Annotated in this window: 18 protein-coding genes; 9 read left to right on the forward strand and 9 right to left on the reverse strand. The window is 68.7% G+C overall.

From position 1 onward, the window contains the following. Positions 1-63: 63 nt before the first annotated feature. The 3 genes from ACQUQ0_RS08070 to ACQUQ0_RS08080 form a co-directional block, all read right to left on the reverse strand. Entirely contained in the window at positions 64-1,860 is a 1,797-nt protein-coding gene (locus ACQUQ0_RS08070) for a PAS domain S-box protein (RefSeq protein ID WP_435184444.1), read from the reverse strand. A gap of 207 nt (positions 1,861-2,067) precedes the next feature. Then, a complete protein-coding gene (locus ACQUQ0_RS08075; RefSeq protein WP_089766429.1) occupies positions 2,068-2,262 on the reverse strand; it encodes a cold-shock protein in 195 nt (64 codons plus the stop codon). Between the two features lie 265 nt (positions 2,263-2,527). Continuing rightward, entirely contained in the window at positions 2,528-3,868 is a 1,341-nt protein-coding gene (locus ACQUQ0_RS08080; protein ID WP_435184447.1) for an FAD-dependent oxidoreductase, read from the reverse strand. A 202-nt stretch (positions 3,869-4,070) separates the two neighbouring features. Between ACQUQ0_RS08080 and ACQUQ0_RS08085 the strand changes: the two genes are divergently transcribed. Further along, positions 4,071-4,244 (forward strand): DUF5786 family protein, encoded by a 174-nt coding sequence (locus ACQUQ0_RS08085; protein WP_372389680.1) that lies wholly within the window; start codon positions 4,071-4,073, stop codon positions 4,242-4,244. A 3-nt stretch (positions 4,245-4,247) separates the two neighbouring features. On the opposite strand, the gene deoC is transcribed toward ACQUQ0_RS08085, so the two are convergent. Further along, the gene (gene deoC, locus ACQUQ0_RS08090) at positions 4,248-4,889 is read right to left on the reverse strand and encodes a deoxyribose-phosphate aldolase (protein WP_435184449.1); all 642 of its coding nucleotides are present in this window, start codon (positions 4,887-4,889) and stop codon (positions 4,248-4,250) included. Positions 4,890-5,003: 114 nt separating this feature from the next. Between deoC and ACQUQ0_RS08095 the strand changes: the two genes are divergently transcribed. The 5 genes from ACQUQ0_RS08095 (at position 5,004) to ACQUQ0_RS08115 (ending at position 9,841) form a co-directional block, all read left to right on the forward strand. Then, the gene (locus tag ACQUQ0_RS08095; protein ID WP_435184450.1) at positions 5,004-5,837 is read left to right on the forward strand and encodes a DUF63 family protein; all 834 of its coding nucleotides are present in this window, start codon (positions 5,004-5,006) and stop codon (positions 5,835-5,837) included. A 58-nt stretch (positions 5,838-5,895) separates the two neighbouring features. Beyond that, positions 5,896-6,759, forward strand: coding sequence for a carbohydrate kinase family protein (locus ACQUQ0_RS08100; protein WP_435184452.1), 864 nt, complete (start codon positions 5,896-5,898; stop codon positions 6,757-6,759). A gap of 126 nt (positions 6,760-6,885) precedes the next feature. Continuing rightward, a complete protein-coding gene (locus ACQUQ0_RS08105; RefSeq protein WP_435184453.1) occupies positions 6,886-7,401 on the forward strand; it encodes a hypothetical protein in 516 nt (171 codons plus the stop codon). 163 nt (positions 7,402-7,564) lie between these two features. Continuing rightward, positions 7,565-8,293, forward strand: a complete 729-nt coding sequence (locus ACQUQ0_RS08110) for a nucleoside phosphorylase (protein WP_372389692.1) — start codon at positions 7,565-7,567, stop codon at positions 8,291-8,293. Between the two features lie 3 nt (positions 8,294-8,296). After that, positions 8,297-9,841: a universal stress protein gene (locus ACQUQ0_RS08115; RefSeq protein ID WP_435184454.1), complete on the forward strand. Its 1,545-nt coding sequence runs from the start codon at positions 8,297-8,299 to the stop codon at positions 9,839-9,841. A 32-nt stretch (positions 9,842-9,873) separates the two neighbouring features. Here ACQUQ0_RS08115 and ACQUQ0_RS08120 read toward each other — a convergent pair whose 3' ends face one another. Beyond that, entirely contained in the window at positions 9,874-11,238 is a 1,365-nt protein-coding gene (locus ACQUQ0_RS08120; protein ID WP_435184455.1) for an NAD-binding protein, read from the reverse strand. Between the two features lie 83 nt (positions 11,239-11,321). Between ACQUQ0_RS08120 and ACQUQ0_RS08125 the strand changes: the two genes are divergently transcribed. From ACQUQ0_RS08125 to ACQUQ0_RS08135, 3 genes are all read left to right on the forward strand, one after another. Then, positions 11,322-12,548, forward strand: a complete 1,227-nt coding sequence (locus tag ACQUQ0_RS08125) for a potassium channel family protein (RefSeq protein WP_435184456.1) — start codon at positions 11,322-11,324, stop codon at positions 12,546-12,548. Further along, positions 12,545-13,780 carry a potassium transporter TrkA gene (locus ACQUQ0_RS08130; protein WP_435184457.1) on the forward strand — a complete coding sequence of 412 codons (1,236 nt, stop codon included), beginning with the start codon at positions 12,545-12,547 and terminating at the stop codon, positions 13,778-13,780. Before ACQUQ0_RS08125 ends, ACQUQ0_RS08130 begins: the two co-directional genes overlap by 4 nt. Positions 13,781-13,867: 87 nt before the next feature. Continuing rightward, positions 13,868-14,161 carry a ubiquitin-like small modifier protein 1 gene (locus ACQUQ0_RS08135; protein ID WP_435184459.1) on the forward strand — a complete coding sequence of 98 codons (294 nt, stop codon included), beginning with the start codon at positions 13,868-13,870 and terminating at the stop codon, positions 14,159-14,161. 16 nt (positions 14,162-14,177) lie between these two features. On the opposite strand, the gene ACQUQ0_RS08140 is transcribed toward ACQUQ0_RS08135, so the two are convergent. From ACQUQ0_RS08140 to ACQUQ0_RS08155, 4 genes are read right to left on the reverse strand one after another with little or no spacing between them, the layout of a single operon-like run. Then, the gene (locus tag ACQUQ0_RS08140; protein WP_435184461.1) at positions 14,178-17,375 is read right to left on the reverse strand and encodes a SpoVR family protein; all 3,198 of its coding nucleotides are present in this window, start codon (positions 17,373-17,375) and stop codon (positions 14,178-14,180) included. Continuing rightward, positions 17,372-18,718: a YeaH/YhbH family protein gene (locus ACQUQ0_RS08145; RefSeq protein ID WP_435184462.1), complete on the reverse strand. Its 1,347-nt coding sequence runs from the start codon at positions 18,716-18,718 to the stop codon at positions 17,372-17,374. Before ACQUQ0_RS08145 ends, ACQUQ0_RS08140 begins: the two co-directional genes overlap by 4 nt. After that, the gene (locus ACQUQ0_RS08150) at positions 18,709-20,994 is read right to left on the reverse strand and encodes a PrkA family serine protein kinase (RefSeq protein WP_435184463.1); all 2,286 of its coding nucleotides are present in this window, start codon (positions 20,992-20,994) and stop codon (positions 18,709-18,711) included. Before ACQUQ0_RS08150 ends, ACQUQ0_RS08145 begins: the two co-directional genes overlap by 10 nt. 1 nt (position 20,995) lies before the next feature. Next, entirely contained in the window at positions 20,996-23,065 is a 2,070-nt protein-coding gene (locus ACQUQ0_RS08155) for a PrkA family serine protein kinase (RefSeq protein ID WP_435184464.1), read from the reverse strand. Between the last annotated feature and the right edge of the window lie 267 nt (positions 23,066-23,332).

The raw sequence follows: 23,332 nt of genomic DNA on the forward strand, positions 1-23,332 counted from the left end.
CCGACGCCCGCATATATTTTATCGAACCTGACACGACGCGCCGCTTCTCGTCCGGTTTCCGCCTCAACCGGGCGTCGTCGGCACGGTGCCGTCGGTCTCGATCTCGAAGCGCGCGCCGCCGTCCCGCCCGCCCGTCACCGTCACCGACCAACCGTGTGCCTCGACGACCTCCTCGACGACAGAGAGCCCCAGCCCGGTCCCGGTCGGGTTGGTCGTGTACCCGAAGTCGAACACGTGCGAGCGCTTCTCCGGTGGGATTCCGGGGCCGTCGTCCTCAACGTAGAACCCAGCCGTCTCCGGTCCGTCCGCCGTGTCCAGGGGACCGATTCGGATCGTGACGCCCGGTTCCGCGTGGTCGACTGCGTTCTGGAAGAGATTCGCGACCACCTCCTCCAGCCGGGACGCGTCCGCGGAGATCTTCGGCAGACCGTCCTCAATCTCGACGGTGGCGTCCCCACGGACCTGTGCCCGCGCGGTCCGTGCCAGCTCCGCGACGTCGACGGGCTCGCGCTCGGCGATCGAGCGTCCCTGCCTCGCGAGCGTCAGGAGGTCGTCGATCATCCGTTCCATCCGTGCGTGGGCGTCGGCGACCCGCCGGAAGTACTCCTCGGCGTCGGTCTCCAGCGCGAGTTCGAAGAACCCCATGGCGGCCGTCAGCGGGCCACGGATGTCGTGGGCGATGACGTGGGCGAACTCCTCGAGCTGTTCGTTCTGCCGCTCGAGTTCCCGCTCGCTCACGCGGAGTTCCGACTCCAGCCGCTGGCGCTCTGTGACGTCAACCGCGACGCCGATGACGCCGTCCACGTCATCGGAGTCGTCGTAGGTGGGTTCGTACCACGCGTCGAAGACGACGTCTTCAACCTCGACTGTCAGCGAGACGGACTGGCCACCCAGCGCTCGACGGCACGCGTCCAGGATACCCTCGTGGTCGGCGTACACTTCCTCGATCGACTTCCCAACCACCTGCCCGGGCTCCCGTCCGATGGCGTCGAGCCCGCTGCCAGTCGACTGCACGAACACGCCGTCCTCGTCGAACTCGAAGAGGATGACCGGCACGTTCTCGGTCAGCGCCGACAGCCGCTCGTTCTGCTCGCGGAGGTCGGAGACGAGCCGCTTGCGGCGGGTGATGTCCCGCGCGAACCCAACGTGTTGGGTCAGCTCACCGTCCTCGTAGATCGGCACGCCCTCGACCGACACCCAGCGCTCGAAGTTCTCCCCCTCGTTGACCCGGTACTCGATTTCGACGCGCGATCCGTTCGCGAGCCGTTCCATCGCCTCCCGAACCGTCTCACGGTCCTCCGGGTGGGTGCCAGCGAGGAAGTCCGCCGGGTCGGCTTCGAGGCCCTCGGTCGGCCGGCCCCAGATCCGCTCGTAGGCGTCGTTGACGAACAGGCACTGCTCCCAGTCTGCCGAGAACATCCAGAACACGTCTGGGCTGTGGCGGGTGAGAAGCGAGAGGCGCTGGCGGCTCTCTTCGAGCGCTACCCGGTCGCGCTCGCGCTCCGTGACGTCGCGGAGGATCGCCAGCACCCTGTCGTCGCCGTCGATCTCCGTCCGGTGTAACGAGACCTCGGCGGTCCTGATCCCGCCGTCGGCGCGCTCGATCGGCCACTCGAACCGCTGGTCGACCTCGGCGGCCATATCCACGAGCTCCGCCGCGGCCCGTTCGACCTCTTCGGGCGGACCGCTGCTGAACTGCACTACTGGCCGGCCGACGAGGGCGTCGATCGAGTAGCCGGTGAGCTCGGCGACCGCGGGGTTGGCGTCGACGACGACAGCCGTCTCCGGATCGTAGACGACGATCCCGTCGGAGACCTCCTCAAAGAGCTGTCGGTGGAAGTCGCCTCCCTCGGCTGACATACCACACTCTTCGGAAGGGGGAGCCTAAATCTCTCCCGGTAAACCCTTGGCGGTGGCTTGCACGACGACCCCCACGGTCGCTCGGAGGCGTGAGGTCGTTGCCGGAGCGCGGACCTGTGATGGCGTCGCGACTATCGGGAGTAACTGTCGGAAAATCGCGGGTCGTCGTCGCCTTCGTATTACGGAGCGGCGACGGGTAGAACCGGATTAGACGCGGACGACGTTCGTCGCGCGGGGGCCCTTGGGGGCCTGTTCGATCTCGAATTCGAGTTCCGTACCCTCAGTGAGATCCTCGCCACCGACGTCTTCCATGTGGAAGAACACGTCCTCGTCAGCGTCCTCTGTCTCGATGAAACCGTAACCGCCCGTGTCGTTGAAGAAGTCAACCGTACCGTTTGCCATTGCAAATAAACGAATGCGAGGTATACGGATAAGGCTTCTGAATCTGTTTTTCAAAATCCCGAATACGATTTACGAACATTCTATTTTCGTCGAATACGCTTTGTCGTCTTTCGTTCGGTCGGTTCCGCGCGGCAGATCCCGTCGGTTCGCCGATTCGCGGGCGCCGATCGACGGAAACGACAGATCTCGTTTCCTCCCCCGAGACGGCGGGACGTGTGCGGGTCGAACGTCACTCTCGACCGGCGTCAGCGACTCTCGCGGGGATCTACGCCTCTCGCGGGAAGCTGTCGATCGTGTCCGCGCGGAAGGCGTCCTCGTCGAACTCGTAGTCCGCATCGAAGAACTCCAGGATCGTCTCGGTGTCGCGCATCGCGTTCTTCAGACTCGTCGAGGCGCCCGGCGAGGGCGTGATGTTGAAGATGATGTCGCCGCCGACGATCTTCGCCTCGCCCATGTCCAGGGACTTCGCGCTCGTGTCGACGATCTGCGGGCGGACGCCGCCGTAGCCGCTCGCGCGGTCGATGTCGTCGAGGCCGACGCTCGGGACGACCTTCTGGACGTGGGGGAGGAACGCCCGGGGGCCGACCTCCGGGAGGTCGTAGAGCAGATTCCGGACGACGAACGGGAGGAGGATCCGGTCGGCGAGGATGTTGGCGTAGCTCAGGAACGACGCGGGATCGAAGCCGAAGACGTCGAGGAAGTCCGGGACCGTCGAGATCCGGCCGCGCTCCAGCGCCGGCACGAGCTTCGCCGTCGGCCCGAAGCGGGTGATGCTCGGGTCGTGGACGTCGGCGTCGCCGTGGACCGCCGCGAAGGGAAGCTTCTTCATCTGGAGGGTGTAGACCTTCCCGTTCAGCAGGTCGTTCGCGAGGAAGAAGCTCCCCGCGACGGGCAGGAGCGCCATATCCCCGCCGTAGCCGAGTTCCTTCGCGATCTGGAGGCTGTGAGAGCCCGCGGCGACGACGGCGACCTCGCAGTCGAAGGGTCCCCGATCGGTCGTGAGCGTGTAGCCCTCGGTGTTGCGGGTGACGTCCGCGACTTTCGTGCCCGTGAAGACGTCGACGGAGGCCTCCTCGCGGGCCTGCTCGACGAAGGACTTCGAGATCGCGCCGTAGTCGACGACGTAGCCGTCGGGCGTCTGGAGCGCGAGCAGGTCGACGTCGGGATCGCGGCCCTCGATGACCTTGGGCTCGATCTCGGCGATCTCCTCGCGCCCGATCGGGCGGAGCTTCGGGAAGAGGTCGCCGAAGCCCTCGTCGTGGTAGCGCGTCTCCAGTTTCTCGACCTCGTCGTCGCCCACGCCGAGCACCATCTTGCTCCGCTTTGCGTGCATCTCCCGGTCCTCGTCGTGGTTCTCCAGGTAGCCCGCCAGCAGCTCGGCGCCGGTCTTGACGCTTTCTGCCTTCTCGTAGGTGTAGTTCGTCTCGATGTCGCCGAAGTGAAGCGTCTGGGAGTTGTTGGTGTGATGAGAGTTGATCGCCGCGATCTCGGGTTCCTTCTCGATCAGCGCGATCGATTCGATGTCGGTGAACTTCGCCGTCGTGTAGAGGAGCGATGCGCCGCTGATGCCGCCGCCGACGATGACTAAGTCATATTTGCCAGACATACTGGTCCCTGTGGGTGTGACTACCTCGGTCACTGCGCTCCAACGGGATAACTCCATATCTTTCGATCGGCGTTTAGACGATCGACGAAGTCGATTTCGACGGTTTCAGGGATCGATGGGGACGCTCCAGCTATGGGAGAGACACCCACTCGGACGCCCGTCGCATCGTGTGGTTCTTCCGTCGGCGTTTGAACGAACGGGTATGGGATTCGGAAGCTACGACGAGTCCGAACAGCAGGACGCGAGCGCGGACCAGGAGACCGACGGCGAGGCCCTCAACGTCCACGAACACGACCACGACGGCGACGTCGCCGTCGAGTCCGACGTCGACACCGACGCGCTCGTCGACCGACTCGGCGAGATGCGCGAGGAGTAGCGGTCAGTCCCCTCCGGGGAACCCCTCGACGATCTCGACTCCGGAGGACGCGCCGATGCGCTCGGCGCCCGCATCGAGCATCGCGTTTGCCTCCTCGTAGGAGCCGACGCCGCCGCTGGCCTTGACCGGGAGGTACTCGGCCATCAGTTCCACGTCCGCGACGGTCGCGCCGCCGTCGGCGAACCCCGTCGACGTCTTGACGAAGTCGGCGCCGGCGTCGACGGCGGCCTCGCAGGCCCGGTGTTTCTCCGCGTCGGTGAGGAGCGCGGTCTCGATGATGACCTTCACCGGGACCGGGACCGCGGCGACGACCTCCGCGATGTCGCTTTCGACGCCCTCGTCGTCGCCGGCCTTCAGCCGCCCGACGTTGATGACCATATCCAGCTCGTCGGCGCCGGTCTGCCAGGCGTCGACCGCCTCGCCGTGCTTGGCCGCCGTCGAGTGCTGGCCGTGCGGGAATCCGATCACGGTCGCGATGGTGACCTCGGGCGCGTACTCGGCCGCCTCGGCGACGTAACACGGCGGGATGCAGGCGTTCATCCCGTACTCGCGGGCCTCGTCGAGGACCCGCTCGACGTCTTCGATCGTCGTCTCCGGGCCCAGCACCGTGTGGTCGATGCGGGCCGCGAACTCGGCGCTGTCCATACCCCGTTCCTCGACGGCCAGCGAAAAAAGCCACCGGGTCGGACGGCCGCGATCCCGCGCCGTGACGCCGGAGCGCTTCGGTACCGTTTTGCCCGCGGGAACGGACGCCGAGATATGGCGATGCTCCCCGAGGGGTTCGCGCTCCCGCCGCCGGCGTATCTCCTCGTCCTGCTCGCGACGGGCGGGATCGTCGGACTGGCCCTGCGCCGCCGTCGCCCGCGAGTCACGTCCGCGCGCGTGCTCGCGCTGGCCCCCTGGATGGTGCTCGGATCGGCCGCCCACGTCCTCTACGTGGTCGACGCCCTCCCCGGCGTGATCCGCCCCCTCGCGGGCACGCCCGCGGTGTACGTCAGCGTCGCGATCGCCGCCGCGACCGCCTGGCTCGCGGTCGACGAACTGCTCGACGGATCCGGAGACGCGCCGACCGTCGCGGGGGCGCTCGCGGGCACGGGCGGCCTGCTCGCGCTCGTCGCCGTCGGCGCAGTCCTCGCCGCGGGCGCCGCGGCCGGGACGCTCTCGCCCGCGCTTCCCGCCGCGGGGGTCGCGGTCGCGCTGGCTCTCTCCGCGGCGGTCTGGGCGCTTCTGACGCGGGCGGTCCCGGACGTGGCGCGGACGGGCGCGCTCGGCGCCTTCGCCGTGTTCGCCCACACGCTCGACGGCGTCTCGACGGCGGTCGGCGTCGACCTGCTGGGCTTCGGCGAGCGGACGCCGCTGTCGCGGATCGTGATCGAGTTCGCCGCCGGGCTCCCGACCGCGGGGACGATCGGCGGGGGCTGGCTGTTCGTCGTCGTGAAGATCGCGGTCGCGACCCTCCTCGTCTGGCTGTTCGCGGACCTGATCGAGGAGGATCCAACGCAGTCACAGCTCCTCCTCGGCTTCGTCGCGGCCGTCGGCCTGGGCCCGGCCGTCCACAACGTCCTGCTGTTTACGATCTCCGCGCCCGGGTGATCCCGGGGCAGGCGAAGCGACAGAGCGCTTTTGTGACGCGGGGGCGTCGTCTCGGGAGATGCCCCGAGTCATCTGCGCCGGACACCTGAACTGGGACGTGACGCTCCGCGTCGACGCGCTGCCGTCGCCCGACGGCGAGGTGACGGTGGACTCGCGCCGGCGCGGCGGGGGCGGGAGCGCGGCCAACGTCGCAAACGGCCTGTCGGACCTGGACGTCGACGCGTTCCTACTCGGGAGCGTCGGCGAGGACGAACACGGGTACGTCGCCCGCGACGAACTGGCCGAAAACGGCGTCGACGTCTCGAACGTCGTCGTGACCGGCGAACTGGAGACCACGACGAAGTACATCGTCGTCGAGCCCTCAGGCGAGGTGATGGTGCTCGGCTGTCCCGGCGCCAACGAGGCGTTCGCCGCGACCGACCTCTCCGACTCGGAGCTGGCGGCCGCCGACCACCTCCACCTGACGAGCCAGGAGCCCGAGACCGCGCGGCGGCTGGCCGAGCGGGCGCGCGAGCTCGACGTCCCGGTCAGTTTCGACCCCGGGCGGCGGATCGACGACCGGGGGTACGGCCCGGCGCTCACGACCGTCGACTACCTCTTCCTCAACGACCGCGAGGCGGCGCTCGCCCTCGACGCGTTCGACCTCGCCGAGCAGACGCTGGTCCTGAAACACGGCCCCGAGGGGGCCGAGATCCGCCGGGGCGACGAGCGCACGGCCCACCCGGGCTATCCGATCGACGCCGTCGACACGACCGGCGCGGGCGACGCCTTCGCCGCGGGCTTCATCGCGGCGCTCGCCGACGGCGGCTCCGACCAGCGGGCGCTCGCGGTGGGCAACGCCTGCGGCGCGCTCGCCTCGAAGGTCCCCGGCGCGCGGACGGCGCTCACCTGGGAGGAGATCCGCGCGTTCATCGGCGAGTGAACGGAACGGCGCCGTTTCAGCGGTCACGGACGTCGATCGACGGCGTCCCGCACGATCAATGGCGTCGCGGGGCGCGAGTCGTCGAAGCGGAGCCCTTTTGCTCGCGGGGCGAGAGGAAATCGACTCGTGACGGTTCCACTGGCCCTCGTCGTCGGCGGCACGCCCGTCGTCCGCTTCGCGCTGCTCGCTGCGGTCTGCGGACTGCTCGGAGCGCTCGTGATGGACGTCCCGATGACGAACCAGGAGCACGGATTCACGCCGGCGTACGTCGCCGCGGGCACGCTCCGCCGGGTCGGCGCCGAGGAGGTGTCGTTCGAGTCCGCGTTCGTCCTCCACCACGTTACGGGAGGCATCGCGGGGCTCCTGTACGCGGCGGCGTACCTGGCGTTCGGGCTCGCGGCGGCGGCCCTCGCCGGCCCGGGGGTCGCCCTCGGCGGCGTCGCCGCCTTCCCGCACGTCCTCGCGACGCTCCTGGTCTCGGGGTTCGTCTACGGCTTCTTCGCCCACCTGGTGCTCCCGCGGGCCGGCCGCCGGATCTACGAGGAGCGCGCGACCGCGGTCCGGGGGCAGTGGCTCCGCTCGACCGTCGTCTTTGGGATCGCCCTCGGCGTGAGCGTGCCCGCGGCGACGACGCTGCTCTGATAGTGATTACTCTCGTCTCTTACCGCCGAGCGCCGTCACCGGGCGTCGCATTCGGCGGTAAACAGTGAGAGTAATCACTATGAGTCCGGGCCGAAATCGGTCGAGTCCCGGCCGCCGCTCGATCGACCGGGTCGTTTTTCACCGTCTCCCGCGAGGTGTCCGTATGGCGAAACAACCCCACCTCCTGGTCGAGTCGGGCGACGTCCACGAGACCGCGCTCATCCCGGGCGATCCCGGCCGGGTCGATCGGATCGCCGACCAGTGCGAGGACGCCGAGACCGTCGCGCAGAACCGCGAGTACAAGGTCGTGAACGCGACCTACGAGGGCGTGCCGCTGACGATCTGCTCGACCGGCATCGGCTGTCCCTCGGCCGCCATCGCCGTCGAGGAGCTCTCGGCGGTCGGCGTCGAGACGCTGATCCGCGTCGGGACGACCGGCGCGCTCCAGCGCGGGATCGAGATCGGCGACATGGTGGTCGCGACCGGCGCCGCGAAGGAGGAGGGGACCTCCAAGCGCTACGAGGACAGCGTGATCCCCGCGGTCCCCGATTACGACGTGCTCTCGGCGCTCGTCGATTCCGCGGAGGCAAACGGCGAGGACGTCCACGTCGGCCCGATCGTCTCCGACGACGCGTTCTACAACGAGAACGACGCCTACGTCGAGGAGTGGGAGGCCGCGAACCTCCTGTGCGTCGAGATGGAGGCCGCCGCGGTCTTCTCGCTCGCCCGCCGGAAGGGCCTGGCCGCTGGCGCGATCTGCACCGTCGACGGCAACCTCGTCGAGGGAACCCAGAAGGGCGCCGACTCCGACTCGGAGCTCCCGGAGAAGGCGAAGAACAACGTCGAGCGCGCGATCTCGCTCACGCTCGACGCGGTCGTCGACCTCGCGTAGGCGATGCTGGGCGAGCGGCTCTTCGACGCGGCGGCAGAGCGCCTCGCCGCGGCGCGGAGTCGCATCCGGCGGATCGAGCGCCGGGAGCTCTCGGAGTTCCGGCGGTGGATCCAGAACACCGACAATCTGCTGCACCTCTCGATCGTCCTCTTCGTCCCCGTGGTGATCGGCGTCGTCACGTACCTCTCGAACCACGTCCAGACGCTGTCGTTCCTGCTCTTTCCGCCGCTGGCGTCTGGGACGTACACGCTGTTTTCCGACCCCGACGGCCGACACGCCGATCCCCTCCGCTTCATCGCGAGCCTGAGCTCGGGCGCGCTCTGCGGGCTGGCGGCCTACTCGACGACGACGTGGCTCTACGGCGACACCGGCGGCGCGTTCGTCCACCCCGAGAGCGCCGCGCTCGCCATCTTCCTCACGGGGCTCGTAACGTGGGCGGGCCACGTCGAGGCGCCCTCGGCCTTCTCGACGGCGCTCTTGGCGCTCGTCACCGGCGACGTCGACCCCGTGACCTACGTCGTCAGCGTCTTCCTCGCGGCGGCGTTCGTCGCGGGCGCGTTCGTGATCTGGCGCGAGAGCTTCTACGAGAAGCGAGCGGAGTACCTCTACGAGACGGTCCACGGCGACGACCACGTGCTCGTTCCGATGCGTGGCGAGACCGCCGAGCGGACCGCGCTGTTCGGCGCTCGCCTCGCGGCCGCCCACGAGGCGGGCAAGGTGGTCTTACTGGAGGTCGTCTCCGAGGAGCGGGCGGACGCGTTCGACCCCGACGATCCCTCGCCGTTCCACGAATCGATCGGCGACTCCGACGGCCCCGACGAGGCGGATCCCACCGAGACGGATTCCGACGCGGCGGCGCCCGACGGAGCGGTCGCCGGCGACGCCGGTCCCGACGCGGGGTCGACCGAATCGGGCCCGATTCCGATGCGCGAGACCGTCCAGCGGCTCGAACGCTGCGCAGCGAGCATCCACACCCGCGTCGGCGTCCCCTGCGAGGTCGTCGTCGTCTCCGGCGATCCGGTCAATGCGACGGTCGAAGCCGCGCGGGACGCCAACTGCGACCTCGTCGTGACGCCCTACGAGGAAGACCGGGGCACGCTGTCGTCGTTCGTCCGGGGCGTCTTCGCGAGCGACCTCGACGCGGTGGCCTTCCGGTCGATGCTCGACCGGCGGCGGTGGACCCGCGTGCTGGTGCTCGTGGCCCGCCCGGGCGACGTCGCCCACGGGATGATCGACTTCGCCACCCGGCTGACCGGCGACCGCGGGACCGTGAGCGTCACGACCTGCATCGGGAGCGAGGTCGAGCGCCGGACCGCCGAGACCCACCTCGATCACCTCGTCGAGACCGTGAGCGGCAACGTCGAGACCCGGGTGGCCCGCTCCGACGTCGACGACTTCATCGCGGCGAACGCCGGCAACTACGACCTGCTCGTCCTGGGATCCAGCGGCGAGCGCTCGCCGGCCTCGCGGTTCGTCTCCCCGCCGACGTTCCAGCGGCTCCAGGAACTGGACTGCGACGTCGCGGTCTTCGATCGGGGACGGCCGTAGGCGGAAAACGGTCGAGATGCCCGAGCGAGCCGCTACTCCCCCTCGTTCTCGTCTCGGCCTTCGGCCGCGTCTCCCGCGTCCGGCCCCGCGTCGGTGTCGGAATCGAAGCTGAAGCCGGTCCCGTCGGCGCCCTCCGACTCGCTCGACGCCGACGTGTCGCTTTCGTGTTTTCCTTCCGAGACCGACGCATCGGCCGCCTCTGATGTTCCGCCGACGGCCGCCGCGGCGCTTTCGAGGTCCTCCTCGCCCGCGCCGAGCAGACGCTCTTCGAGTTCCTCGGCGCCGTGGCCGCCGAGCGCGGACTCCGCGAGGAAGTGCGCGCCGAGGGTCGCCGGGCTGATCACGGTGTCGGCGCCGGCGCGCTTCAGCTTGTTCACGTTCTCCCGCTGGGTCGCGGCGGCGACGATCGTCACCTCGGGGTTGAGCTGCCGCGCGGTCAGGATCGCCAGGGCGTCCTCGGCGTCGTTGTTCGTCGCGGCGACGACCGCCTGTGCGGCCTCGACCTTCCCGCGGTGTTGAGCCTCCTCGTCGCTCGGGTCGTCGGTGAGGACCGTGTAGCCCCGATCGGAGAGGCGCCGCGCGCGCTCCTCGTCGGGGACGACCACGAGGACGTCCGCCTTCGCCGAGAGCTCTTCGAGAATCGGTTCCGTCAGGTCCCCGAAGCCGAGTACGAGGACGTGGTTGTCGAGTACGTCGAGTTGTTCTTCTGTCATACGTCCGAGTGCTTTCGAGAACTGCGCTTCGATCAGCGGCGTGAAGACGACCCCCAGCACCACCGCGAACGACGAGACCGTCACCAGGAGCACCGACAGCGCGAACAGCTTCCCGACCGCGGAGGTCGGGGTGATGTCGCCGTAGCCGACGGTGCTCCCCGTGACGAGCGAGAAGTAGAAGGCGTCCAGCAGGGTGTCGACGCTGTTGAAGTGATCCTGGAGCGCGAAGGCCCCGGCGGTCCCGTAGCCCTGCGCGCCCGCGAGCGCCGCGAGGGACGCGATCTGGGTCGTCGACAGCGAGATCTCCCGGTCGAACGCGCGGAAGTTCAGCCCCACGATGACGAGGGCGAACGCCGAGAGCGCGACGAGCGGGATCGACAGGCGCGAGGACTGGAGGAGCCCCTGCAGCCCGGAGATCGGAAAGAGCAGCAGCGCCGCCCACCACGCGCTCCGGAGCCGCCGGCGGAGGCCGAAGGCACACACGAGCAGGAGGAAGCCGGTCAGCGTGCCCGTGAACGCGGTGATCTGCTTTACGACCCCCGGGACGACGACGCCGAAGAAGAGGAAGTCCGCGGCCCCGCCGACGCCGATGTTGGCGATGCCCGTCACGACCGAGACCACGCCGACGACGAGCGTCAGCACGACGGAGGCGCGCGCGCCGATCCAGTCCCGAGAAATCGCCATACGTTCGGGTCCCGCGCCGCCGCCTTAAGAATCTCGCGCTCGCGCTCGAAAAGCGTAAAGCGCCGGGCCGAGTGAGGCCACCGATGGCTTCGCTCCCGGTCGAAATTCTGTACGGGCTCTATCTGGGGATCCTGACCGGCCTCGTCCCGGCGCTCATCGCGTGGCTGCTCGGATTCGGATTCAAGTACTTCACGGGCATCACCGTCCCCGGGCTGGGGGTCGTCGCCCTCGGGGTCGCGATCGCCGGGCTCAACGGGGGGCTCCTGGCCCTCGCGGACCCGAGCCTCACCGGCTCGACGAATCAGCTCCGACTGACGATCGCGCTCCTGGTCGTCCTGATGGGCACGCTCTACGCGCACGGCCAGGGCGACAAGATGGGCGCGTCGCTGCCGAAGCGCCTCAGCCTGCGCGAACTCACGAAGCGGACGCTCTCGGCCGACGTCGTCGAACTGGTCGGCGGGCGCGGCCAGGTCCGCATCTCCGTCGTCGGCGACGTCGGCGACCTCGAAGGGTATCCGCCGCTCCCGGCCGCGCTCCGGGAGACCATCAGGGAGGAGACCTGGACCTTCCCCGCGGACCTCCCGCTCCCGGAGCTCGAATCACGAGTCGAGGCCGCGCTCCGGACCGACTACGACCTCGTCGAGGTGTCTGTCACCCTCGACGAGCGCGGCCGGGCGTCGGTCGTGGCCGCCCCGCCGTCGAGCGGGCTCTCGAAGCACCTCGACCCCGGCGAGCGCGCCGTCTCCGTCGAGGCCCTCGTGCCGATCGGCGCCGCGCGCGGCGACGAAGTGATCGCCTGGGCCGACGGCGAGCGCTACGAGGCGACCGTCCTCGGCGTCGTCGACGAGGCGGACGCGGCCGAGGCGGAACCGACGCCCGAGCCCGACCTATCGGAGGACAAAGCCCAGCCGGTGGCCGCCGAACTGACGGCCCCGGCGGCGGCCGGCGGCCGCGCCCGACTCACGCTCGCGGCGTCGCGAGCGACCGCGAGGTCGCTGCTCGCGGCCGACGACGTCAGGGTGGCGGTGCGCTCCCGCGGGAGCCGACGCGAGTTCGAGCTCGTCGGGCTCCTCCGACGGACCGGCAAGCGCTTCCGGCGCGTCACCGTCCGCGAGGGGACCGACATCGCCGGGACGACGCTCGGCGAGACGGCGGTCCGGGACGCCTACGGCGTCGCGGTGCTCGCCGTCCGCCACGGCGGCTCGTGGGTGATCGCGCCGCGGGGGTCCCAGGCGGTCGACGCCGGCGACGACCTCCTCGTGGTGGGGAGCAAGAACGACCTGGACGCCTTCGCGGGGGTGGTGGCGTGACCCCGCTCCAGGTCGCCGGCGCGATCCCGGACGATCCGACGCTAGTGAGCGCGGGGATCCAGGTCCTCGGGCTGTCGGCGCTGGCCGCGGGGCTCGCCGCGCTCGCGGCGATCATCTACCGTTGGTACGCGCGCGAGGAGATTCCCGCCTGGCTGGCGACGCTCGTCGGCGCGGCGGGGGTCGCGCTCTACCTCAACGCCATCGGGCTGTTCCAACGGGCGGTCGGGACCGGCGCGACGGAGATCTTCGATCCGACGACCGTGTTCGTCAACGCGGTGACCCTCGGCGCGGCCGTCGTGGTCTCTCCCGCCGGGCGGGCCGTCGGCGACCGACTCACCACGAGCGCGCTCGCGATCGCCGGCTCCCGTCAGCTCGACACCGACGTGAGCCGGATCGTAAGCAGCGTCGGCCGCGTTCGGCCCGTCGAACTCCCCGAAGAGCCGGGCGACATCGACGACATCGAGGGCTACGACCCCGTGCGCCCCGCGACGAAGGAGGAGCTGGCGGGCAAGACGCTCCTCGTCCCGCGGCACCTCCGGGGCGAGGACCTCCGCGAGCGCGTCGTCGCGAGAATCAAGGAGGACTACGCCGTCGGCTACGTCGATCTCGAACTCGACAGCGACGGGGCGGTCACGCGGCTCGGTCTCGGCCGCCGCGTCGCCGGCATCGGCACCACGCTCGCGCCCGGCTTCGCGGCCGTCGCGGTCCAGGCGGACCCCGGTGCCGGCGCGTCCGCCGGCGACGCGGTGCAGTTGTGGCGGCGGGTCGAGCCCGACGAGACGGGCGCGGACGCCGACGCGGAGGCGCCGGGCGTCGGGACCGCAGAGCGCGTCGCGAGCGGCGAACTCCGCGCGGCGGGCGACGACGTCGCCACGGTCATCCTCGACGAGGCCGACGTCGCGGGGCTCGACCCGGAGGCGACCTATCGCCTGCTGACGCTGCCGACCGACCCCGGCGCCGAGCGGGAGTTCACCTCGCTCCTCCGCGCGGCCGACGAGACGATGGACGTCGTGACCGTCCAGGCGGGAAGCGCCCTCGACGGCGCGGTGCTCCGCACGCTCGAAGCGACGGTCGCGGCCGTGCGCTCGTCGGGCGGCGGGATCGAGCCGATCCCCCCGCGGAGCCGCGAACTCGCCGCGGGCGACGATCTCTACTTGGTGGCGCGGCCCGAGCGCCTCCGCGAGATCGCGGGGCTGGCGAGCGCGTCGTCGGGGGACGGCGCCGGGCGGTGACCGGACGCCGGCCGGCCCGTCAGCGCGGCAGATCGTCCGCCGGTCCCACTGCGTAACGCTCAACTCGGCCCGGGCGCGAATGAGGGTATGGACACGGTCAACTGGCGGCTCTTCGCCGACCTCGCCGAGGTCGCCGGCGGGCGGGAACACACGGTCTCGATCGAGGCCGACGCGACGGTCGAAGACGCGCTCGCGGCCCTGCTCGACGGCAGGGACGACCTCCGAGAACGGATCTTCGACGGCGACGAGCTCACAGACGACGTGAATCTGATGCGGAACGGCTCGCCGACCGCCCTCTCGGAGGGCGTCGACGACGGCGACGAACTCGCGATGTTCCCGCCGGTGACGGGCGGGGGCGGAATCGGACGCGGCGACGCCTGAGGCGGCCGCGAGCGGACTACGACAGCCACTCGTCGGGCTTGGTGTCGTAGTCGACGTCGGCGGCCTGGATCCGGCGCTCCAGGTCGGGATCGAGGTCGAACTCCTCGAAGCTCTCGCCGTCGTAACGGATCCGGAGCCCCACCTCGGTCGGCTCCGGGTCGCGGTTCCGGCGGCGCGCGACCTCGACGTCGTGCTCGTCGTACTCCTTCCGGATCGTCATCAGGTGGACCGGCCGGCCCCACAGCTCGTGGACGCGTTCGAGGACGTCCTGGGCCTGGTCGAGGTCGAGCATCACCCCGTTGTAGCGGTGGCCCAAGAGGAGCTCCCCGCGGTTGCCGAAGTTGTCGTCGAAGACCGCGATCGTCGGCTTCCCGAAGTTGGTGAACTGCAGGAGGAGCTTCTTCTTCACGTCGTCGGGGTCGACAGAGGCCACCCGGAAGTCGCCGGTCGAACGGGTGTACTCGTAGGTGAAGTAGTCGTTCGACTCGACGAACTCCGGCGAGAGGAAGGCGTCCACGAACGTCACGTCGTTGTGGCTCTCGCGGACCTCCCGCATCCGGTCCCAGCCGGCCGCCCGGTCGACGTCTGCGATCGCGGCCTCGACGGTGTCGTACTTCGCGTCGTCGAACATATAGCGGGAGAGCTGTTCGAGCTCCTCCCGCCGGATCCGGCGGAGGAATCCGCGGTACTGCGGCTTCACGAGCGAGAAGTGACGCTCCGCGAGCCCCTCGTAGGTGAGCACCTTCCAGGGGTAGCGGTCGACGTCGACCGCCTCGGGGTCCGACAGCGCCCGATCGAGCGTCTCCCAGTCGACGCGGGGGTCGCCCTCGGGGAGCGCCGCGAGGTCAGAGAGCGTCTCAGAGCTGACGCCGTCGATCGCCGGGTGGGGCTCCAGGCGGTCCTGGACCTCCTCGAAGTCGACGACGTCGTGGAAGTTCCGCCAGGTGATCCCCTCGACGCGGAGGAGCTTGTCGGCGACTTCGCGCCTGTTTTCGGCGTTCTCGACGTACTCCCACAGCTCCTTGCCGAGCTTATAGGGGTTCAGCCCCGGTGACCCGAGCACCCTCGATTGGTGGTCCGCGTAGGTGAGGAACTCGTCCGCGCCGGCGAAGCGCTCTTCGCCCATCATCAGCGACTCCCAGTACGAATTGTGGTTGATGAATCCCGCTGCGGCGTACCGGTGTGTCTCCTCGACGGAGATGTCGTAGACGGTCTCACGACCCTCGTCGAGTCCAGTCACTTCGGTCGTCCACTCTTCTGATCGGAACCACGAGTGGTCGTCGACGTACGTCTGTAACTTCTCTGCCTTCTCGGCGTAGCTGAACCCGATCGCCTCTCCGTAGCGTTGTGCCGATTTTCCGGTCACGTGAACGTGAGGACAGCCGTCCCGTTGCCGTCTGCGTCGGCTCAGAATCCCGAAGTTCAACAGGAGTAACTGGACGACCTCGCTCATCCGCTCGCTCTTCGTGCTGAGGATTACGCCCTGCTCACCCGCGTACCCGTCTGCGTCGAAAAGACCCCGAAGGAACTCCGCGACGACCGACTTCGGTGAGCGACGTATCGCGTCCGGAACCGTCTTGGAATCGGCGGCCTTCCCGGTCGGAATACCCAGCCCCTCGTCGAGAAATTCGACGAGGTTCGCGGAGTACACGCAGGTTCGCCATCGCCTTTCCGATTTCTCGACGCTGACGTTTGTGCCGAACAGCTCGTCGACGAGCCCGGCAAACTCCTCAGCCTTCGCTTTCTCACCGCTGGTAAACCCGACCTGGTTCGACGCCGATGATACGTGGCCGTCTCCGATCAGCAACCCGAGGAACCGACCGAACTGCTCATCGATTCGGTCCGGGACCCGAATCGAAGTACGCTGGCTTCGGCCGTGTTCTTGGGGAGCGTATCCCTCCAGAGCGGCCGCGATCTCGTCCGCCCGTTTCGCCCGCCCGAGCCGTCGATAGCGGAGTACTGTCCAGAGTGAGACGTCCGCCTCCTCGGCGACTTCTTCGAGCGTGGTGTATTCGTCGGCGGTCCACTCGATCGTTTGGTAGGTTTCCGGCCAGATGTCGTCGCCGCCGCTGATCTCGATCCGATCGCCGACGGACAGTTCATCGAGACGGATCCACGATCCGTCGGGTCGTCGGATCCGATGGTTGTTCGAGCCGGTGAGCTCGAACCCCCGCCGCGTCTCGACGGTGACTGTCTCGTGTTCCTGGATGACGTTTGCGTCGTACACGTCACGCGCGCTCTCCCCGTCTGAGACCGGACCTCGCTCCTCGACGACCTCGCGCATCGGCGCCAGCCCGTTGGTCGTAAACACGAGCGTATCTGGGGCCACACAGGCCCAGCCCTCGTTCATCGTCTTCGTCATCTTCTGCGGGGCGAAGTAGTACGCCTCGCGGCGGAGCAGGTCCAGGATGTCCTTCTGCCAGGACTCCATCTCGACGGCCTCCTCGTTCTCGGGGTCGTAGACCGTCCCGTGCTCGCGGAGGAACCCGAGGACGTCCGTCCGCGGGTGGTCGAGGTCGGCGGCGGCCGCCTCCGCGGCGGCGAGCTCGTCGAGCCACTCGTCGTCGAAGACCGCGCCCTGGACCGTCTCCGAGAGGTCCATCTCGTCGAGCCGCTCCCGGAGGTCCTCCGGTTCGGTGGGCTCGCCGTCGCGGTCGGCGTCGATCGGGTGGTGCTGGTCGATCGTGTCCTCCAGGCAGGTGACGGCGTCGACGAAGCGCTCGACGGCCTCCTGGTCGACGTCGGGGTCGTCGACGTAGCGCTGGATCGTCTCGGCGTGGCGCTCCAGCATCGCGGCGGCGTCGAGGTCGCCGTCGCCCGAAAAGCGGGAGAACCACTCGTTGTTGCGGAAGAAGTCCGCGTGCGCCTCGACGTGGGTGATGACCGCCTTCTGGTCCGCGAGGGAATTCGACTCCTGGAGGAAGGCGTGGCTCGGGTCGTCGTTGTTGACGATCTCGAAGGCCTTGCCCATCCCGAACTGGTCCTGCTTCCGCTGGCGGTCGTAGGTCATCCCCCAGCGCCAGTGCGGATAGCGGGTCTGGAAGCCGCCGTAGGCGATCAGTTGGTTCATCTCGTCGTGGTCGACGATCCAGTAGTTCACCGGGTAGGGATCGAGTCCGAGTTTGCGCGCGAGGTTCGCGGCCTCCTCGACCGGCTCCTCCAGCCTGTCGGCCTCCTCGCGGGCGACGCGTCTGAATCGGTCTGGTCTGCTCATTTCTTGCCTCCGTCGGATCCGGATTCGGTCGACAGCACCTCGTAGATCGCGTCGGTGACGTCCTCGGCGGCGCCGACGCGCGCGACGACCACGTCGTCACCGTCGCCGAACGCGCTCTCGACCTCCTCTGCGTGGGTCGCGTTGATCGCGGTCCCGCCGGGCTGGGTCTCCACGTAGGCGTGGAGGTTCGCCGGGATGTCCCGCATCAGCGGGATCACCTTCTCGGTCGTGTCGTTCGAGGAGTTCTCGGAGTCGCCGGCGGCGAAGACGTAGCGGTTCCACTCAGCCCAGGGGTACTCCTCCTCTAAGATCTCCTTCGCGAGCTCGTAGGCGCTCGAGATCCGGGTGCCGCCGCCCGAGCGGATGCCGAAGAACTCCTCGCGATCGACCTCCCAGGCGTCGGCGTCGTGGGCGATGTAGACGAACTCCGCGTTGTCGTACTTGCCCTGGAGGTACCAGTCCAGCGGCGTGAACGTCCGCTCGACGAGCTCGCGCTTGGTCTCCCGCATCGATCCCGAGACGTCGCGGATGTTGACGACGACGACGTTCTTCTGCTTCTTCTCCTCGATCTCGGGGTGGCGGTAGCGCTCGTCGTCGCGGCGGAAGGGGACCTCCTTGAGGCCCTTCCGGCGGATGCGCTGGACGGCCGTCGTCCGCTCGACCTCGTCGGCCATCTGCTCGAAGGAGTCCCAGCGGCCCCGTTCCTCGTCGGGGATCACGTCCCACTCGGACTCGATCCATGCCAGCGAGACGAGGATGTTCTCGCCGCGACACCACTCGTAGACGGACTCGGGCGTCGCGCCCGCGACGCGCATCGCCTCGCGGACGAACTCCTCGTCGAAGTCGGTCGCGAGCTTGCGCTTGAGCCCCTGTTTGAACAGGCGCTCGAAGTCGAGGGTGCTGTTCGGCCCGGTGCGCGTGACGTCGGTGAAGTCGCCTTCGACCTCCTCGATCACCTCCTTGCCCTTGGGTTCGAGGTCCAGGCCGAGCTCCTCGTCGAGCTCCTCGGCGAACTCCTCGGGGTCCATCTCGTAGTGGCCGTGCTCGCCGCCCTCCTCGCCCGGCTCGCCGTCTTCGTCCCCGTCTCCGTCGCCGTCGCCGGGCTGGGCCTCCGGCTGGCCCACGGGCTGGCCGACGTCCGGGGTGTCTCCCTGGCCCTGGCCGACGCCGCCCTTGTCGAGGCGGTCGTACTCGAACTCCGGCAGGTCGACGACTTTGATCGGGATCTCGATCGTGTCCGATTCGGACCCGCTGAGGTCGCCGTAGCGGATGAACGACTCCAGGTCCTCGCGGCGCTCCTCGCCGATCTCCTTGAACCGTTCGAGGTCCTCTCTCAGTCCCATCGGTGGCGCACCTCCCGGAGGACCGCCCGGCTCGTCAGCTCGGCCGAGGCCTCGGTGTAGCCCCGGGTCGTCAGCTCCGCGATGGTCTGGTCCTTCAGCCGCTCGGTTTCGGTCCCCTCCGGCGGGTCGTCCCACTGGGCGGGGTCGAAGTCCTCGTAGAGCCGCCTGACGTCGCTCCAGTCGTAGGTGTCGAGCACAGAGCGGATCACCGGGATCTCCGAGAGCTCGACGTCGTCGACGGTGAAGCCCTCGTTGCGGTTCTCCCAGGCGTAGCGGTTCAGGGCGGTGATGATCTTCTCCCTGCGGAACTCCGCCACCGCGTCTGTCGGGCGGTTTCCGAGGTAGTCCTCGTCGGCGAAGCGGCCCAGCTGTTCGATCTCGAAGAGCTTCATCAGGAGCGGGTCGGGGTCGGCGGGGCCGCGTTCGGTCTCGACCTGCTCGTCGCCGGCCCACGCGTAGACGTGTTCGACGTACTCCGCGACCGTCTCGCGGTCGACGGAGCGCTCTGCGAGCAGCGCCGAGAGGACGTCTTCCTCTTGGCGTTCGAGGACGTACTCCTTGGCCTGCGTGACGCGGCCCTCGTACTCGGCGCGCTCCGAGCGGGAGAACACCGGCGCGTCCTGGAGCGCGTCGGCCATCGCGTCCAGGACGTCCTCTGGGAGGAGCACGCGCTCGACGTCGAGGTCGGCGTGCCGCCGTCCGGTGTCCTCGTGGAGCAGGTCGGCGACGACGTCGCGGGTGAACGTGACGGGGATGCCGTGGACGCCGTCGTCGCCGTCGAAGTCGAACTCCTCGACGGAGGTCCGGGTGTCGCCCTCCTGGACGTAGCCGAAGTCGAAGAGCAGCGCCTTGTCGACCAGCTCGTAGCCCGACGGCACGTCGTCGGTGTCGAGCCGCGTGAGGACGCTGTACATCGCCGCGGCCTCGACGGCGTGGGGCGCGAGCTCGCGCTCGTTCACCGATCCGGGGCCGCTCCGCACCTCGACCGAAAGCGGCGCGCGGATCCGCTCGCGGAGTTCGGCCTCGTCGGCGACGGTCCACACCGAGGTCTCGCCTGTGAGTTCGCGGCGGATCAGCTCCGCTTCGAGCGAGACGTTGGTGAGGTACCGGAACTCGTGTTTGTCGAGCCGGCGCTTGAGCGCCTTCAGCGGGTCTCGGCCGTTCCGGTCGGCGTACTTGTCGAGCTCGGCGTCGAGGTCCGGGTTCGAGATGATGAGCAGTTGGGTGTCGACGTCCATCCCGATGCCCTTGTCGAGCTTGACGTGGCCCTCGTCGGGGACGTTGAGGAGCTTCTGGAGCAGGTCCGCGTGCTGGGCGGCGTCCTCGACGATCGTGAGCAGGCCGTTGCCCTGCGAGAGCACGCCGTCGTAGCTGAACGCCTGGGGGTTCTTCCGGCCCCTGGAGTCGAGTTCGCGGAGCATCCCCGGCATCCACGAGCCGACGAGGCGCTCCTTCGGCGTGCCGTCGTCCTCGGAGTGGAGGACGCCGATGCCGCGGCCGACGTCGACGACGTAGTTCTTCACCCGGAGGTGGGTCGGGTCCGTGACCGCCGAGAACAGTTCGCGGGTCCCCTCCCGGCGGTACCGCTCTTCGAGGTGGTCGTAGGCCTCCCGGGAGAAGGGATCGAGGTCGTTCCCGACCGCGATCGGCACGTGGTCGCCGGTCTCGCGGTTCAGCGCCTCCAGCAGATCGGCGCGGACGTCGTCGGGGAACACGGAGAGGGGATGGGCCTGGACGGGGCTCTCGTACCAGTCCTCCTCGCGGTCGGGGTCGGCCTCCCCGCCGTAGGAGAGCCCGCGGGTGTCGCGGCCGGCGGCGATGTTCCACTCGACGGTGTAGCGCCGGCCCGAATCGGTCCGCGAGTACGCGCGCAGGCCGTTGATGAGACAGCGCTTCAGTTCGGACTTCCCCGTGGCCGTCGGCCCGTCGAACCAGAGGATCTTCTCGGATTTGCCCCGCTCGGCGGCGATCGTCCGCAGGTCGTCGACGAAGCGGTTGAGGACCTCGGTGTTGCCCAACACGGCGTGTTCGCCGTCGTTCGCGGGGTCGTCGAAGAAGCGGTAGCGCTCGCGGATCTCGCCCTCTTCGAGCACCTCGCGGGTCCCCATCGACTCGATCGCATCGAGCAGGTACTTCGAGGCGTGGGCGGCGATCGAGGGGCGCTCGAAGGCGGCTTCGACGTACTCTGCGAGGCTCATCGGCTCCTCGTAGGTGCCGCGGAGGTGCTCGTCGGCGCGTTCGACGTAGTCCCGCGCGGCGTTCGTGTGTGCCGTCATCTTAGCCCTCTAGCTCGCTCTTTGCCACCTCCGCGCCGGCGAACTCGAGCACCTCGCGTGCGCCCTCCGAGGAGTACCCCTGCTCGATCAGCGCGTCGATCCACGCGCTCCGCTCGTCGTCGTCGAGCTCGTTGGCGCTGACAAGCGCGGAGAAGTTGATGTTGTGCTTCTTGTCCTCCCAGAGCTTCCGCTCCAGGGCGCGGCGCAGGCGGTCGTTGTCCTGCGGGTCGAAGGAGGTGCCGTCGCGGGCGCGCCGGGAGACCCAGTTCGAGACCTCCTGGCGGAAGTCGTCCTTCCGGTCCTCGGGGATGTCGAGCTTCTCCTCGACGGACCGGAGGAACGTCTCGTCGGGGTCCTGTTCGCGCCCGGTGAGTTCGTCCTCGACGGTGTCGTCGTCGATGTAGGCCATCACGTGGTCCATGTACTTCTCGCCCTGGCGGCGGATCTCGTCGATGTCGTAGGCCAGCGCGTGGCGGACGTCCTCGATGGCGCGCTCTTTGTACTCCTCGCGGACGAGTTCGAGGTAGCGGTAGTACCGATCGAGGTTCTCCTCGGGGATCGAGCCGTGGTTTTCGAGGTTGGCCTCGAAGTGCGAGAAGACGGTGAGCGGCGAGAGGTACGAGCGCCCGCGGTGGGTCGAGTCCATGATCGCCTCGGCGATCTCGTCGCCGATGAAGCGCGCGGAGACGCCGTCCATCCCCTCGGCGATGTCGGCCTTCTCCTCGCCGGCCTCCCGGAGCTTCCGGACGTCGACGTCGTCGCCGTCGTCGATCTCGCCGTTATACGCCTTCGCCTTCTGGACCAGCGAGACGTTCTCGTCGGGCTCTGTGATCCGCGTGAGGACGCCGAACAGCCCCGCCATCTCCAGGGCGTGGGGCTCGATGTGCATATCCGGCACGTCGGCGTTGCGGAGCATCTTCCGGTAGATCTCGGCCTCCTCGTCGTACTCTAACACGTACGGGAAGTCGATGCGCTTCGTCCGGTCGTTGAACGCCTCCATCTTCTCGTCGCCCTTCTTCTCCCTGTACTCGGGCATGTTCGTCCGCCCGACGATCACCTGGTCGATGTCGATCCGGGGGTTGTTCTTCGGTTTGATCGTCTGCTCCTGGGAGGCGTGGAGGAAGTCGTAGAGGAACTCCCGCTGGAGCTTTAAGAGTTCCTCGCCGGAGAACAGGCCGCGGTTCGCGTTGCAGAACGCGCCGGAGTAGTCGAAGGCGCGGGGGTCGGACTCGCCGTAGACCGCGAGCTTCGAGTAGTTGACGTCGCCGGTGAGTTCGGTCTCGTCCTGATTCTTCTTGTCCTTCGGCTCGAAGGTCTCGACGCACTGGCGCTTGTTCTCGCTGGCGAGGAGGCGGACGATCTCGACGTGGTTCTCCAGGACGGTCTGGAGGTCGTCGTCGTAGCGCGCCAGGAGCTTGTCGAGGTAGAACTCGGAGGCGGGATCGAGCGTCTGGTCGTTCCGGATGGTGTAGGGCGCCTCCAGCCGCTCGTTCAGTCGGTCGATCACCTCGTCGCGCTGCTCCTGGGGGAGGAGCACGAGCGGGTCCTGATTCATCGGCGAGGTCACGACGTCGTCCTCGGGGTCCTGATCGCGGATGACCTCGCAGAGGTCGGTCCAGCGGAAGGTGTACATCCGGCCGGCGTCGGTCGTGGTGTAGTCCTCGAAGTAGCGTCGGACCATCCAGTCGAAGTGGGACTTCCCGGAGCCGACCGGGCCCAAGAGGAGCTTGATCCGCTTTTCGGGGCCGAGCCCGCGGGCGCCGGACTTCACCTTGTTCACGAACTCGTGGATCGACTCGTGGACCTCGCGGCCGTAGAAGGTGTTTTCGCCGTCGTGGAGCGGGTCCTCGGCGGCCATTCGGTACTCCACGACGCCGGCGTCCTCGTCGTAGTCGGTGCCGTAGTGGTCGAACATATCCGCCACGCGCTGGTGGGCGTTGCGGGCGATTCGCGGGTCCTTGTACACCGCATCAAGGTACCACTCGAACGACTTCGCTTCGCGGAGGTCCGAGGGAACCGAGTCCTTGTACTGCCGACTGAGTGATTCGAGGGTTTCTCTGTCACCGTTCATTGTTTCTCCGTCTCGGGGAGCGACGTCGGGACCGGTCCTCGGGAGGCCGGCCCCGCGCGAACGATGACGCGTTCGCGGCACCACCGGGACGTACTCCCGTTGGTCACGCGGGCGGCGAGACGGCGCGAGGCGGCGGCGACGAGACGGCGACGGGGCGACAGAACGTCGGTATTCGGCGCGTGATGCGTGTGCGGGCAGTCGCTCGATCCGATCGACCGAGACTGAGAGTTTGTGAGGGATACGCACACATAAGCCTTCCTTCGGTTT

Origin of the sequence: Halobellus sp. EA9, assembly GCF_051195055.1 — an archaeon.
Lineage (GTDB): Archaea > Halobacteriota > Halobacteria > Halobacteriales > Haloferacaceae > Haloquadratum > Haloquadratum rubicundus.

Excerpts from the sequence above, each read along its gene's own strand:
- ACQUQ0_RS08155 (WP_435184464.1), bottom strand. The coding sequence starts at position 23,065 with ATGAACGGTGACAGAGAAACCCTCGAATCACTCAGTCGGCAGTACAAG.
- ACQUQ0_RS08120 (WP_435184455.1), bottom strand. The coding sequence starts at position 11,238 with ATGGCGATTTCTCGGGACTGGATCGGCGCGCGCGCCTCCGTCGTGCTG.
- ACQUQ0_RS08135 (WP_435184459.1), top strand. The coding sequence starts at position 13,868 with ATGGACACGGTCAACTGGCGGCTCTTCGCCGACCTCGCCGAGGTCGCC.
- deoC (WP_435184449.1), bottom strand. The coding sequence starts at position 4,889 with ATGGACAGCGCCGAGTTCGCGGCCCGCATCGACCACACGGTGCTGGGC.
- ACQUQ0_RS08145 (WP_435184462.1), bottom strand. The coding sequence starts at position 18,718 with ATGGGACTGAGAGAGGACCTCGAACGGTTCAAGGAGATCGGCGAGGAG.
- ACQUQ0_RS08125 (WP_435184456.1), top strand. The coding sequence starts at position 11,322 with ATGGCTTCGCTCCCGGTCGAAATTCTGTACGGGCTCTATCTGGGGATC.
- ACQUQ0_RS08070 (WP_435184444.1), bottom strand. The coding sequence starts at position 1,860 with ATGTCAGCCGAGGGAGGCGACTTCCACCGACAGCTCTTTGAGGAGGTC.
- ACQUQ0_RS08140 (WP_435184461.1), bottom strand. The coding sequence starts at position 17,375 with ATGAGCAGACCAGACCGATTCAGACGCGTCGCCCGCGAGGAGGCCGAC.
- ACQUQ0_RS08110 (WP_372389692.1), top strand. The coding sequence starts at position 7,565 with ATGGCGAAACAACCCCACCTCCTGGTCGAGTCGGGCGACGTCCACGAG.
- ACQUQ0_RS08115 (WP_435184454.1), top strand. The coding sequence starts at position 8,297 with ATGCTGGGCGAGCGGCTCTTCGACGCGGCGGCAGAGCGCCTCGCCGCG.
- ACQUQ0_RS08085 (WP_372389680.1), top strand. The coding sequence starts at position 4,071 with ATGGGATTCGGAAGCTACGACGAGTCCGAACAGCAGGACGCGAGCGCG.
- ACQUQ0_RS08100 (WP_435184452.1), top strand. The coding sequence starts at position 5,896 with ATGCCCCGAGTCATCTGCGCCGGACACCTGAACTGGGACGTGACGCTC.
- ACQUQ0_RS08080 (WP_435184447.1), bottom strand. The coding sequence starts at position 3,868 with ATGTCTGGCAAATATGACTTAGTCATCGTCGGCGGCGGCATCAGCGGC.
- ACQUQ0_RS08095 (WP_435184450.1), top strand. The coding sequence starts at position 5,004 with ATGGCGATGCTCCCCGAGGGGTTCGCGCTCCCGCCGCCGGCGTATCTC.
- ACQUQ0_RS08075 (WP_089766429.1), bottom strand. The coding sequence starts at position 2,262 with ATGGCAAACGGTACGGTTGACTTCTTCAACGACACGGGCGGTTACGGT.
- ACQUQ0_RS08150 (WP_435184463.1), bottom strand. The coding sequence starts at position 20,994 with ATGACGGCACACACGAACGCCGCGCGGGACTACGTCGAACGCGCCGAC.